The organism is Tenacibaculum sp. MAR_2010_89, from assembly GCF_900105985.1.
Lineage (GTDB): Bacteria > Bacteroidota > Bacteroidia > Flavobacteriales > Flavobacteriaceae > Polaribacter > Polaribacter halocynthiae.
Genome location: NZ_FNUB01000004.1, coordinates 571,759 through 585,414 on the forward strand (window position 1 = coordinate 571,759; position 13,656 = coordinate 585,414).

Genomic DNA, 13,656 nt, shown 5'->3' on the forward strand with positions numbered 1-13,656 from the left:
TTAGTTTATTAAGCATTAAGCCCATTTAATTATTGAAGCCCCATACGTCCATCCACTACCAACAGCAGCAAATAAGATAATGTCACCATGTTTAAGTTTTCCTGACTTATTAAGTTCATCTAACAATATAGGGATTGTTGCTCCAGAAGTATTTGCATACTTTTCCATGTTTGTCATAACTTTTTCAAAAGGCAAACCAATTATCTCTGCTGTTTTCTTTAAAATCCGAATACTTGGTTGATGAGGAATCATTAAATCAATATCATTAATTGATAACCCTGTATCTTCAAGAACCTGGTTAATAGCCTTTGGAAGTGCTCTTGTAGCTGAAGCAAAAACAGCCTTTCCGTCCATTTGAAAATATTGTTCTTCCATATTGTCGGCGTGTAAAGGTATTTCTGACCCTCCGCCTGGGATTGTAAAACCAAGCATGTTTTTTGAAGTATCTGTGTATAATCTATAGGCCAAAAATCCTTCAGTGACATTTGCAGAAGTAACAACAGCTGCTCCGGCACCATCACCGAAAAAAATAGCGTCCCTTCTTTTCCAATCTGTAATCTTGGTAAAAGTATCTGCTCCTATAACCAATACATTATTATAAACTCCAGAAGCAATATATTGACTAGCAACTGACATACCAAATAAAAAACCGCTACATACCGCTGTTAAATCGAATGCTGCGGCGTTAAAACAATTTAATTTGTGTTGTACAAATGCTGCAGTAGATGGTGCTTTTCTATCGGGAGTTGAAGTAGCAACAATAATTAAATCAATATCTTCATTTTTCAACCCAGCACTATCTATTGCTCTTTGTCCCGCTATCTTAGATAAATCACTGGTTGCCTGATCTTCTGAAGCTACGCGCCTCTCTTTTATTCCAACATTCTCATAAACCCATTTTGAATTTGTCGGAACTATTGTTTCAAGATATTCATTTGTAAAAATAGTCTCAGGCACATATGAACCTGTACCTAAAATTTTTACATTCCTAATTAATTGCTTCATTTCTATTTTCTATTTTAATAAAAATCTATTAAACTGATTAAATAACATATGCATTTAAATCATTAATTTCTAAAAAATCCTTTTTCAACAACCCCAATACTAAAGCATCTTGATAAGCTCCTCCTTGATATACATGCTCTTTCATAGTTCCTTCTACCTTAAACCCAATCTTTTTATCCGAAATAATAGCAATGTCATTATAGGTTAATGCATAAGAATGAACCTTATGAAGATTTAATTCATTAAATAAATATCCATAAAATAAAATTGAAGCTTCTTTAAAGTAACCTTTACCTCTACCTTGTTTATGAAAAAACAATCCCACATGTGCATTTGAATTTATGTAATTAATATTACTTGCCGTACAATAACCTACAAATAAATTAGTATCGTTTTCTTCAATAGCAAATGTAATATTTGATAACAACCCGTTAGGATACATTTTTGAAATCCATTCTTTTTCACTATTTTCGTTTGTCGGAAATGGACGTCCTCCTGCTGCTTTTACCCCCTCAAAATCCGACCTCATTTCTGCAATCAACTTAGCATCATTCTCTGTAAATGCTCTTAAGCGAATTCTTTTACTTTTATACATACTCTTTATATTAACTTAATATTAAAATATTTTCTCTCTCTAAATTTTAATTCTATTTTTCAAATCTATCAAAAAAATATTATAATTTTTAATTGCATTTGATATTATGTCACTACTTAAAATAACCTCACCATATCGATCTAAACTATTTTTAATTTCCGGTATTTTATCTCCAACTTTTAGATGAAAAGAAAAATGCTCTAACTTCCATTTCTTTTTAGGCTCATCTGGAAAATTAAGCTGGTTTACTACCCCATCTCCAAAGTTCAAAAAACGCACGATGGCACTTTTATTTAATGATTCTTTCAATACTGGTGCTTCTCCTATAGCTATTTTTATTAACTCTTGCTCAATATTTATACCTGTTGATAACTTTACTAAATGAGATGTAATAAAATCGCCTCCTAGTCTCGGGCTACTTTCAATTACAAAGATACCTTTTTTTCCTATTTTCAATTCTGTATGAGAGGCACAATTATTAAAACCTAAAGATTTTGCAATTTTTAATATAATTAATTCAATTTGCTCTTTATATTCTTCGCTAATATTTGCAGGTTGATTATGTCCTAGTTCAACATTATAAGGTATAGAAGTTGTGATTTTTTCAGTGTATTGAATTACAAATGATTTCCCTCCAAAATGAAGGCTTTCGATACTATATTCATTTCCTTCAATATATTCCTCTACCAAAATACTTTCTTGCTTAGTAAAAGACTTAGTCTCTTTTAAACCTTTTTCAGCAGCAACCTTATTCTCACAATAAATTACTCCTCTGCTACCTGAGTTATCTACTGGTTTTAATATAATTGGATAATTAAATTTTTCTATTTCTTTAACTAATTTACCTTTTGCAAAAGGGATTCCTTTTTCTCTGAAAGCATTTTTCATTAAATATTTATCAGTAGAAATTGCAGCACTTTTTACTGATATAAATGGAAGATTTAATGCTTCAGCTATTCTAGCCATCATAACTAAAGGCTTATCTGTTGCTGAAGTAATTACACCTGAAATATTATATTTTTTTGCGATTTCTAATGTTCCCGTATAATCGTCACCGCTTATTACTTTAAAAACATCAACTAACCCATTACATTCAGCATTAGAATCTGGGTCTATACCAATTGTGAACAATCCTAATTTCTTTGCTTGTTCAATTAATGAGCGCTGTAATTTAGCTACACCAAATATTAAAATAGATTTATTCATTTAATGCATTTTCTAACGTCAAAACTATATATTTAACTTCTTCTTTTGTTAAAGAAGCATACATTGGCAAAGTTATTTCATTATCACAAACATACTCTGTAATAGGTAAAACTTTACTATATTCTTTATACACAGAAAATTTATGTATAGGAGGATAATGATTACTTGTTTGAACTCCTTTACTATGTAAATAATCCCGAACAGCGTCACGTTTTTTCAACCGTAGAATCTTTTAATACAATTGGCATTATATAATTCGAAACAAACTCTTTGTTTTTTTCAAAAGGAATAATAACTTGTTCTATATCTTTAAGTGCATCTAGATAAAACTCTCTAACCACTTCACGTTTAATTAAATCAGATTTAAGTTTTTTCATTTGAACAACTCCTATCGATGCTCTAATGTCATCCATCCTAAAATTATACCCTAAATCAACAATATCATACGTCGTCGCGTGTCCTTTTGCTCTCTGATATGACATTGTAGTCATTCCATGAGATCTTAATAATCTACATCGTTTGGCTATTTCTTCGTTATTTGTGATAATCATACCTCCTTCTCCAGTACTTATATTTTTGTTAGAGAAAAAACTAAACGTTCCTATATCCCCAATTGTACCTAACTTATTTCCTTTATACTCTGATAGAGGAGCGTGACATGAATCTTCTATTACTCTTAAATTATGCTTCTTTGCTATTCGCATAATATCATCCATATCAACAGGAAAACCTGCCATATGAACTACAACTATTGCTTTAGTTTTAGGTGTTATAAGCTTTTCTACTTCTACTGGGTTGATATTCATATTATCCAAACCAGTAATATCACAAAAAACAGGAGTTGCTCCAACATAGCGAATACAATTTACTGAAGCTGCAAAAGTTAAAGACGGGCATATAACTTCATCTCCAACACCAATATGATTAGTAATCATAGCTAAATGTAATCCATCAGTACAATTAGAAATACTAATAGCATACTTAACATCAAACATTTCTTTAAAGAGGTTTTCAAGTTCTTCACATTTAGGCCCTGTAGAAATCCATTTAGAACGAATAGTATTTGTTACTGCTTCAATTTCTTCTTCTCCAAAATTTAACTTAAATAGTGGTATATTATATTCCATTTTTTTAATTTTTTAATTTTTTATTAATTTTATATAATATTTTTTCAAAAAATGTTTTTCCATTGATATGTTTTTTGAAGTGGTACTTATCATATTCCAAATTACGTGTCACCTCATTTGGATGTTTTTTCAAAACAAAACTATTATCCGATGGGTAATAAAAATCATTTGAAGAAGCTATAGTATTTGTCCTTGAACTACTTTCTCCTATATTTGAGCATAAGTTGAATTTTGGCACAATAGATAATAAGTTATTTTGAAATCTAAAAAAGACAAATTGATGATCCCACGTATTCTCTGTTTTAGTAGCAATCTTTAAAGACAGTTTTTTAAAAGCTTTTTTAGTATTTTTTTTTTCTTTTTTATCTACAAAGTCCATGCTCGACAAATTAGAATCTATAGCTTTCTGAAGATTTGGTACTTCAACATCGAATTGATCCCAAACTCTTTTCCACGTTGCCCAGCCCCATATGTGTCCATATTTTGAAAAAGTGTAGTCAACATCCATACTTTCAATAGGAGTATAGTTGTTTCCACTTATCATTGCTATTGTATCATCATTTTTATATTTTTCTAATAGCTCTTCTGCAAAAGCAAAAAAAGATGGTACTGGTATTATATCGTCTTCAATCACAATAACTCTATCTTCACTTTCTAGCGCCCATGAAATAGCTTTTGACACACCATATTTACAGCCTACATTTTTTTCTCTTATTAAATATTTTGTTTCACATTCCCAATCAACTTTTTTAGTAATTTCAATTACTTCTTTACACAAATCATCTTCGCCTTCTTTGTCACTTCTTGGACCATCTATTGCTACGTACAATTTTTTTGGCTTTACTTTTCTAATACTTTCAAAGGCTTCTCTTGTCGTATCTGGACGATTAAATGCTATTAATAATACCGGTGATGCTATATTTAAACTCATCTTATTTAACTGTTATTTTGTTTCTAAAAAAAAACAAATATTTTTTAATTTTTTCTTTCTCTTTTGTTTGCATTCCTATTCTCCAAAAAAGAATCACTAGACTGGTCATATAAACCACAGCAATTATAATTAACTTCCATAAGCCGGTTGTAACAATATATAAAAATGGAATTAGCGTTATAATTGATGCAATTAAAATAGGTATTAATATTGGTAATATGGACTCTTTGATAAAAGATAAGGGGCTTAATTCAAATATTTTATATCCAAAATAAAGTCTATTTATAAATATAAATAATGAAATCAAAACTCCAATAATATAAATAGCTACTGGAGAATAATCTAATTTAAAAGCGACATAAGCAAATGGTATATTTAACAGAAATAATATTGTTTCAATAATTTGAAATTCTCTTATATCACCAATAGCTCTTATAGCATCTGTTATTGGAAACGTGAATTTTTCTAACAGCAAAGTAACTATAGATATTTGAAAAAACACGACTGCAAAGTCGGGAACATCTATCAACCAAACTTTCAACAAATAAGAAGCTTCTAAAAAAACAGGTATTGCAAATAGTCCAAATAAAAAAATAGAATATCTAGTGCTAATTCCTGTCATGTATAACATGCCTTTTCGGTCTCCTTCTCCCTCACTTTTTACTAGTCTCGGATTTATTGCTCTTGTCATATTTGTTGAAACCATATTTACAGCTGTGCTCGCTGATCTAGATATTGCTTCTGCTGCATTCAATTTTACTCCAAAGAACATATTTAATAATACCCCCCTCATTTGAGTTACCGCCATAGCTCCTAATGAACCTAATAAATTCCATCCAGTAAATGACGTTATTGATTTCATAATTGTTTTATCAAAATAACGTAATTTTATCTTACATTCTTGATATTTAACTATACTGTACCATTGTTTTATAATTCTTAAAATCACTTGAACAAGTAACATTAAAAAACCATACTTTATCAATAAGTTATTTGTTGAGTATGTTAAATATATAGCTATTCCAAATTTTAGAATATCTCCCAATATATCAACTGCAGACAAAACTAAGAAGTTTTCATGAGCATTCATTACTGCATCGTATGGTACAGATATAATTGTAACTAAAGTAGTAACTACCATAAAACCAAAAACAACCTTTGCTTCAAAAACTTTATGAATTGGAATATTAAACAAATATTTAAAACCTAATAAACCAATTACTATCATAAAAACAACAACAATAAATCCTATCATAAAATGCAGGTACAATGTTGTATTAAAGGTTTTTAATATTCGTTTTTTATCATTTGAGCCAAGACTATGCGCCATATAGCGCATAGAAGTGTTAGACATGCTAGAACTTAGGATACCCAATATGGCTACGACTCCTGCGACAAGCATATAAATACCATAATCAGTTTCGCCAAGTGCTTTTAACACTAATCGTGTTGTCAATAAACCAATAACCAATCCAGTTATCAACCTAAAATATAAAACTCCAGTATTAAATATTACTTTTTTTGCGTTTTTCATCAATATTTTGTACCAAAAATTACATTTTAGAATCTAAATACTTACCAGTTTCTTTATGTTCAAAATTTGGAATCATTTCATTAAATAAGTCTATAATTTGTTCTTTATTCCATTTTTTCACTTTCCTCAACTCATTAATTTTATTCTCAAAAAAGTCTAACTTCTTATTTTCAACTTTAAATACATTCTTAATGATTCCTAAGTTAACAAAACGCTCCATATCTAGGATTTCATTTTCTGTATAAAATTCTTCAAAATCTTTTTCTCCGGTAGTATCACTCGCTGTAAACAAGCAAGGCCATTTACCTTCATTAGGTAATTTATTAATTAGATCTCTCGCTTCTTTTTCATTTTTACATAAAAAAGATTCGTACCCTATACTTTTAAGATATTTAACAGCAATCTCCGAAAAAGAAATTAAATGTAGTGCTTCGTTTAATTTCGGAAAAAAAACATCCCTATTTCCCCCAAGTAAACATGACATTAGACACAATTCTCCTGCTTCTTCCGAAACTACAAAATATCGTTTTATATCATTAGGTGCTACAATTGGTTGTTTTTTTTGAATTCTTTGATTAAACCCATGTAAAAGTGAGCCGTCAGAAAATGCTACATTTGCAAAACGAGCTGTAGAAATGTTAATTTGTTCACTTCTCTTCATCAAAAACATTTCCATAATTCGTTTAGATGCACCCATCATATTTACAGGATTAGCTGCTTTATCTGTAGAAACACAAAAATATTTCTTTACACCTTTTTTAATGGATTGCTGTATTGTTTTATCGGTATTAAATATATTAACATCAATCATTCTCATTAATGTATATGGATCCTTTTCACTTCTTACATGTTTCAATGCTGATAAATTTAAAACATAATCATATACTCCATCTTGCTCAATAAATGCATCATATTCTAATGAACTAATATCTAAAGCAAATGTTTGAAAATCACCTTGGATATACCCTAAAGAACTTCTAATATCTCGAACTAATTCAACCATGTTATTTTCAGAAATATCGACTACATGTAGTTTTTTGGGATCTCTTTTAAATATTTCTTTTGTGACAGCTTGTCCTATTGATCCTGCTCCTCCAATAACTAGAAAACGAGAGTTCCTTACAATATCACTAAGTTCATTTTTGTGTTTAACTATGTCCTCCGAAAAAAGTTTATTTTGGCGTCCTATTATATTTAAAACATTCATAATTTAATTCATTCTTAAGTTTACAATAAATTATTTATCTAAAGATTATAATACTATTTGTTCAAAATATTTAATTGTCTTCTCTAACCCATCTTTAAGATCTACTTCTGGCTTCCATCCATTTAATTTTTCGTAAGCTAAAGAAATGTTTGGTTGCCTTTGCATTGGATCATCTTGAGGTAAAGGTTGATAAACAATTTTAGATTTCGATTTAGTTAATTTCAATATGTTTTCAGCTAATTCAAGCATTGTAAACTCATTTGGATTTCCAAGATTAACTGGGCCGGAAAATGAATCATCTGAATTCATCATTCTTATCATTCCTTCAACTAAATCATCAACATACTGAAAGCTCCTAGTTTGTTTTCCATTACCGTAAATAGTAATGTTTTCTCCTTTTAATGCTTGCACTATAAAATTTGAAACAACTCTACCATCATAAGGGTTCATCCTTGTACCATACGTGTTAAATATTCTAATAATTTTTATTTTTACGTCATTTTGATCTTTATAATTGACAAATAAAGATTCTGCACATCTCTTACCCTCATCATAACAAGACCTTAGTCCTATAGGATTTACATTACCCCAGTAATCTTCAGTTTGTGGATGAACTTCAGGATCACCATAAACTTCACTTGTAGAAGCTTGTAATATTTTAGCATTTACTCTCTTTGCTAATCCAAGCATATTTAAAGCTCCTAAAACTGATGTTTTTATTGTTTTTATAGGGTTATATTGATAATGAGGTGGTGAAGCTGGGCAAGCTAAATTGTATATCTGATCTACTTCCGCATAAAAGGGTTCTGTAACATCATGTCGGATTAATTCAAAAAGTGGATTATCCAATAGATGGATTACATTTTTTTTATTCCCTGTAAAATAATTATCTAAACAAATAACTTCATTTCCTTCTTTTAATAACCTTTCACATAAATGAGAACCTAAAAATCCTGCTCCTCCTGTAACTAAAATTTTTTTCATGTATATAATTTATTTACCTATTGTATATAATTTAAAACCTATCTCTTCTAACTCTTCTTTGACTAAAACATCTCTTCCGTCAAAAATAAAAGCAGGTTTTTCCATCTCATCATAAATTTTTTTCCAATCGTAATCTTTAAATTCATCCCATTCAGTTAATACAGCTATAGCATGCGCTCCTTTTAAAGCTAAATAGGGTGTTTTAGAACTTGATATTAATTCTTTATTTTCTTTATTTGTTCTTGTTCCTAGGTAATCTAAATCAGATAAAATTTGTTGATAATTAACTTTAGGATCAAAAACTTGAATTTTGGCTTGTTCTTCTAAAAGTTTATCGGCTACATAGATTGCTGCAGACTCTCTAGTATCATTAGTATCTTTCTTAAAAGCCCATCCTAAAAAAGCAATTTTCTTTCCAGAAACAGTATTAAATAGTGTTTTTACAATTTTTTTTACAAAGCGCTCTTTTTGATGATTATTCATTTCAATAACTTGACTCCAATAAGCTCCCACTTTTTCCAAACCAAATGATTTAGCCAAGTATACTAAATTTAGTATATCTTTCTGAAAACAAGACCCCCCAAAACCCACTGATGCTTTTAAAAACTTACCTCCAATTCTACTATCCGTTCCAATTGCATTAGCAACTTCATCAACATCTGCTCCAGTTGCTTCACATAATTCTGAAATTGAATTAATTGATGAAATTCGTTGCGCTAAAAAAGCATTTGCAGTTAATTTAGACAATTCTGAAGACCATAAATTTGTTTTCAAAATTTTCTCAGATGAAACCCAATTTTCATAAATTTTTACCAAACAATTAATTGCATATTCATTCTCTCCACCTATTAAAATTCGATCAGGCTTCAATAAATCATTAACTGCTGTACCTTCAGCTAAAAACTCAGGGTTTGATAATACATCAAATCTAACACTAGCTCCATTACTTTGAAATATACTTTTAATGGCTTCTGCTGTTCTTACTGGTAATGTAGATTTTTCTACTACTATTTTATCATTCTTAGCTACTTGGGCTATTTGGCGGGCACATAATTCAACATACTTCAAATCGGAAGCCATTCCTTTCCCTTCTCCATATGTTTTTGTTGGTGTATTAACTGAAATAAAAATCATTTCAGCTTCATCAATAGCTTTATCAACCTCAGTTGAAAAAAACAAATTTCGCCCCTAGTTTCTTTAATTACTTCCTTTAAGCCTGGCTCATAAATTGGTAAATTATTTAAATCAGAATCATTCCAAGCTGAAATACGTTCCTTATTTAAATCTACAACAGTAACTTTTATTTCTGGATTTTTTAATGCAATAACTGACATAGTAGGTCCCCCTACGTACCCAGCTCCAATACAACAAATATTTTTTATCTTCATACTCTCTCTTATTACAAAATAAATTTATAACATATAATTTTTAAAACTATAAACCAACTTGTACTACAAAGTTAATTCACTAATATTCAAACATCATAAAGAAAAAAAACTGATTAAAATTTACTTACTCTTCAAATAATCAGTGATAACTTCATTCCTTTTAACCTTAAATCTTAATTGTTAACTAAAATAGAATTCTTAACTATTAAAAATGATATAACTAAACCTACAATAGCTGCTCTCATTTTTTTGTTACACAAAGGGATGTTTTAATCCTTTTGTTGTTAAATCAATATTTCTAATATTATATACAATTTCTACAGAAGGCCTAGCATCTGATAAACCAAACCCATTTCCTATTAAAATTTCTTGATAACTTTTAGTATGTAATTCTGTAAAACCTCCACTAAATTCAACTTCATCTCCATCAACAGTTATTGATCTATAAGTTCTCTGTCCTTTCTCTTTAACTTCTTTTGGTAATGAATCTTCATTAATTGACAAAAACCATCGCACCCTAGCTTTTTTAAATTCTAAATATCCTGCCGATTTATCTTTTTCTCTAAGATGTACAATACTTTCTTGTACATCACCAAAAACCCAAGATAACATATCATAAAAATGAATTCCTATGTTTGTAGCAACACCACCCGACTTACTTTTATCTCCTTTCCATGAAACATCATACCAATTTCCTCGAGAAGTTATATATGTTAAATCGATATCATACTTCCCTTTCTTATTCTCGTCTTCCTTATTTACTTTTTCTTTTAAAGCTACAATACTTGGGTGTAGTCGTAACTGAAGAATTGTATTTATTTTTTTCCCTGATTCTTTTTCGATCGCTTCAAGCGCATCTACATTCCATGGGTTTAACACTAAAGGCTTTTCACAAATAGCATCTGCTCCTCTTCGAAGCGCCATTCGTATGTGTGAATCATGCAAATAATTTGGCGTACAAATACTTACATAATCTAATGAAATATTTTGTTGACGTTTTATCTTTTCTATATGGCGATCAAAACGTTCAAATTCCACGAAAAAATCTACATTAGGAAAATAACTATCCATCACACCTACACTATCAAATTTGTCTAAGGCAGCAATTAAATTATTGTCCGTTTCCTTAATCGCTTTTAAATGACGTGGAGCTATATAACCTGCTGCTCCTATAAGTGCAAAATTCTTCTTCACTATAAATTTTTATCTCTTATTGTATCAGAAAGTATATTCTTAACATCGTATACAACAGATTTCTCTTTCTTTATCAACGAAAAATCTAGTTCTTTAAATTCATTATGAGCAACAGTTAATACTATTGCATCAAATTTATCTGACGGCAATTCTTTCAAAGAAACCAATCCATATTCATAAACTACTTCTTCTTCATTTGCCCATGGATCATATATTACGACATTAGTACCGTATGCTTTTAAAGCTGATACTACATCTACAACTTTCGTATTACGCACATCAGGGCAATTTTCTTTAAAAGTTATCCCTAACACTAATACTTTAGCGTCTTTTATTCTTACATCTTTATTTATCATTAGTTTAACAACCTCAGATGCCACATAATCCCCCATACTATCATTCAAGCGTCTTCCCGCTAAAATTATTTCTGGGTGATATCCATATTCTTGGGCTTTCTGAGCTAAATAATAAGGGTCAACACCAATACAATGCCCCCCTACTAAACCAGGTTTAAATGGTAAAAAGTTCCATTTCGTCCCTGCTGCTGCTAAAACATCATGCGTGTTAATATCCATTAAACCAAAAATCTTAGCTAATTCGTTCACAAAAGCAATATTAATATCTCTTTGTGAATTCTCTATTACCTTTGCTGCTTCCGCTACTTTTATTGTAGGAGCTAAATGAGTTCCAGCTGTTATAACTGATTTATATAATTCATCTACTTTCTGCCCTATTTCTGGAGTTGATCCAGAAGTAACTTTCAATATCTTCTCAACAGTATGCTCTTTATCTCCTGGATTAATTCTTTCGGGTGAATATCCTCCATAAAAATCCTTATTAAAAACTAATCCTGAAACCTTTTCTAACACTGGAATACATTCCTCTTCAGTAGCACCAGGATACACCGTTGATTCATAAACAACTATATCTCCCTCCTTTAATACCTCTCCTACCGTTTCACTTGCCTTTACTAAAGGAGTTAAAACTGGTCTGTTATTTTTATCAACAGGTGTTGGAACTGTAATTATATAATAATTACAATCCTTTATATCATCCAAAGAAGTTGTACAAAATAATCCTTTTTCGATTGATAACTCACTAATTAATACAGACTGTAATACTTTATCAGAAACTTCTAATGTGGCATCAGTCCCTGACATTAATTCATCTACTCGTTCTTTATTTATATCAAAACCTACAACTGAGTATTTTGTTGCAAACAGTCTTGCTAATGGCAAGCCAACATACCCTAATCCAATTATTGCTATTTTTGGTTCTTTCATTTTTTATAAATTTTCCCAATACCACTTTACAGCTTCTTTAAGTCCTTCTTGCAAAGAAAACTGAGGGCTATAATTTAATAAATCTTTTGCTTTCTTTACACTTGCATGTGAATGAGGTATATCTCCTGCTCTATTTGGACCGTGTTTTATTTCTATTTTTGATATCGATTCATTAAACTCAGAAAGATATTCTTTTAAATATCCAACTAAATCATTTAACGTATTTCGGTCACCAAAAGCAACATTATAAACTGTATTCACAGCTTCTTTCTTACTAGCTACTAAACTTAACAAATTTGCTTGAATTACATTATCTATATATGTAAAGTCTCTAGAGTATGTTCCATCTCCATTTATCACTGGAGATTCACCAGTCATTAACTGACTAACAAACTTAGGTATTACAGCGGCATAAGCTCCATTAGGATCTTGTTTTCTTCCAAAAACATTAAAGTAACGCAACCCTATTGTTTCTAACCCATAAGTTGATGAAAAAATATTTGCATATAATTCATTTACGTATTTAGTAATTGCGTAAGGAGACAAAGGTTTACCTATAACATCTTCTACTTTAGGCATTGATTCAGAATCACCATAAGTAGATGAACTTGCTGCATACACAAAACGCTTCACTCCTGCATCTCTTGATGCCACCAACATATTCAAAAACCCTCCAACATTTACATCATTTGAGGTAATTGGATCTTTTATAGAACGAGGAACCGAACCTAATGCAGCTTGATGTAAAACATAATCAACTTTATCTACAGCTTTTTTACAATTATCTAAATTACGAATATCTCCTTCAATCAACTTAAAATTAGAATCAGGTATTAAAGCTTCAATATTCACTAATTTACCAGTAGCAAAATTATCCAGACAAACTACTTGGTTGTTTTTTTTCAACAATTCATTACAAAGGTTAGAACCAATAAATCCTGCTCCACCTGTAACTAATATTTTCTTTCCAGAAAGGTTTATATCCATAATTTTTAAAGAAAAATTAACACTCTTTTTCAGCCAACGAATATACTAAAATCTACATTAACTAAATATTATTAAAAAAAAATCCTCTTCAAAAAAAATGAAGAGGATTTTTTACTGTGGGCGCGAAGGGATTCGAACCCCTGACCCCTTGGGTGTAAACCAAGTGCTCTGAACCAACTGAGCTACGCGCCCGTATTGCAATTAACTATTCAAGG

General features: G+C 30.3%; 12 protein-coding genes, 1 tRNA gene and 1 pseudogene. All 14 read right to left on the reverse strand.

All coding sequences use genetic code 11. The features are described 5' to 3' along the window. Window positions 1-15: 15 nt before the first annotated feature. Window positions 16-1,005, reverse strand: coding sequence for a 3-oxoacyl-ACP synthase III family protein (locus BLV71_RS03450; RefSeq protein ID WP_176974343.1), 990 nt, complete (start codon window positions 1,003-1,005; stop codon window positions 16-18). Window positions 1,006-1,042: 37 nt separating this feature from the next. Beyond that, on the reverse strand, window positions 1,043-1,600 hold the full coding sequence (locus tag BLV71_RS03455) for a GNAT family N-acetyltransferase (RefSeq protein WP_093869183.1): 558 nt from the start codon (window positions 1,598-1,600) through the stop codon (window positions 1,043-1,045). 39 nt (window positions 1,601-1,639) lie between these two features. Further along, window positions 1,640-2,806, reverse strand: a complete 1,167-nt coding sequence (locus tag BLV71_RS03460; RefSeq protein ID WP_093869184.1) for an ATP-grasp domain-containing protein — start codon at window positions 2,804-2,806, stop codon at window positions 1,640-1,642. Then, window positions 2,799-3,026: a DegT/DnrJ/EryC1/StrS family aminotransferase gene (locus BLV71_RS18735; RefSeq protein WP_218131764.1), complete on the reverse strand. Its 228-nt coding sequence runs from the start codon at window positions 3,024-3,026 to the stop codon at window positions 2,799-2,801. Before BLV71_RS18735 ends, BLV71_RS03460 begins: the two co-directional genes overlap by 8 nt. Continuing rightward, complete coding sequence (locus tag BLV71_RS03465) at window positions 3,013-3,933, reverse strand: DegT/DnrJ/EryC1/StrS family aminotransferase (RefSeq protein ID WP_218131765.1); 921 nt, start codon at window positions 3,931-3,933, stop codon at window positions 3,013-3,015. The genes BLV71_RS18735 and BLV71_RS03465 overlap by 14 nt, the downstream gene beginning before the upstream one ends. A 4-nt stretch (window positions 3,934-3,937) precedes the next feature. Then, window positions 3,938-4,864 carry a glycosyltransferase family protein gene (locus tag BLV71_RS03470; protein ID WP_093869185.1) on the reverse strand — a complete coding sequence of 309 codons (927 nt, stop codon included), beginning with the start codon at window positions 4,862-4,864 and terminating at the stop codon, window positions 3,938-3,940. 1 nt (window position 4,865) lies between these two features. Further along, window positions 4,866-6,398, reverse strand: a complete 1,533-nt coding sequence (locus BLV71_RS03475; RefSeq protein WP_093869186.1) for a lipopolysaccharide biosynthesis protein — start codon at window positions 6,396-6,398, stop codon at window positions 4,866-4,868. A gap of 19 nt (window positions 6,399-6,417) precedes the next feature. After that, window positions 6,418-7,605 carry a UDP-N-acetylglucosamine 4,6-dehydratase gene (locus tag BLV71_RS03480; RefSeq protein WP_093869187.1) on the reverse strand — a complete coding sequence of 396 codons (1,188 nt, stop codon included), beginning with the start codon at window positions 7,603-7,605 and terminating at the stop codon, window positions 6,418-6,420. Between the two features lie 45 nt (window positions 7,606-7,650). Next, window positions 7,651-8,589, reverse strand: coding sequence for a UDP-glucuronic acid decarboxylase family protein (locus BLV71_RS03485; RefSeq protein WP_176974344.1), 939 nt, complete (start codon window positions 8,587-8,589; stop codon window positions 7,651-7,653). Window positions 8,590-8,598: 9 nt separating this feature from the next. Next, window positions 8,599-9,977 (reverse strand): annotated as a pseudogene (locus BLV71_RS03490) (nucleotide sugar dehydrogenase). A gap of 252 nt (window positions 9,978-10,229) precedes the next feature. After that, window positions 10,230-11,171, reverse strand: a complete 942-nt coding sequence (locus tag BLV71_RS03495; RefSeq protein WP_093869189.1) for a Gfo/Idh/MocA family oxidoreductase — start codon at window positions 11,169-11,171, stop codon at window positions 10,230-10,232. Next, on the reverse strand, window positions 11,171-12,454 hold the full coding sequence (locus BLV71_RS18465; protein ID WP_093869190.1) for a nucleotide sugar dehydrogenase: 1,284 nt from the start codon (window positions 12,452-12,454) through the stop codon (window positions 11,171-11,173). The genes BLV71_RS03495 and BLV71_RS18465 overlap by 1 nt, the downstream gene beginning before the upstream one ends. Before the next feature lie 3 nt (window positions 12,455-12,457). Beyond that, complete coding sequence (locus tag BLV71_RS18470; RefSeq protein ID WP_093869191.1) at window positions 12,458-13,441, reverse strand: SDR family oxidoreductase; 984 nt, start codon at window positions 13,439-13,441, stop codon at window positions 12,458-12,460. 117 nt (window positions 13,442-13,558) lie between these two features. Beyond that, window positions 13,559-13,633, reverse strand: a tRNA-Val gene (locus BLV71_RS03510). Between the last annotated feature and the right edge of the window lie 23 nt (window positions 13,634-13,656).

Coding starts and splice junctions, on each gene's coding strand:
- BLV71_RS03450 (WP_176974343.1), bottom strand. CDS start 1,005: ATGAAGCAATTAATTAGGAATGTAAAAATTTTAGGTACAGGTTCATAT.
- BLV71_RS03455 (WP_093869183.1), bottom strand. CDS start 1,600: ATGTATAAAAGTAAAAGAATTCGCTTAAGAGCATTTACAGAGAATGAT.
- BLV71_RS03460 (WP_093869184.1), bottom strand. CDS start 2,806: ATGAATAAATCTATTTTAATATTTGGTGTAGCTAAATTACAGCGCTCA.
- BLV71_RS03465 (WP_218131765.1), bottom strand. CDS start 3,933: ATGGAATATAATATACCACTATTTAAGTTAAATTTTGGAGAAGAAGAA.
- BLV71_RS03470 (WP_093869185.1), bottom strand. CDS start 4,864: ATGAGTTTAAATATAGCATCACCGGTATTATTAATAGCATTTAATCGT.
- BLV71_RS03475 (WP_093869186.1), bottom strand. CDS start 6,398: ATGAAAAACGCAAAAAAAGTAATATTTAATACTGGAGTTTTATATTTT.
- BLV71_RS03480 (WP_093869187.1), bottom strand. CDS start 7,605: ATGAATGTTTTAAATATAATAGGACGCCAAAATAAACTTTTTTCGGAG.
- BLV71_RS03485 (WP_176974344.1), bottom strand. CDS start 8,589: ATGAAAAAAATTTTAGTTACAGGAGGAGCAGGATTTTTAGGTTCTCAT.
- BLV71_RS18465 (WP_093869190.1), bottom strand. CDS start 12,454: ATGAAAGAACCAAAAATAGCAATAATTGGATTAGGGTATGTTGGCTTG.
- BLV71_RS18470 (WP_093869191.1), bottom strand. CDS start 13,441: ATGGATATAAACCTTTCTGGAAAGAAAATATTAGTTACAGGTGGAGCA.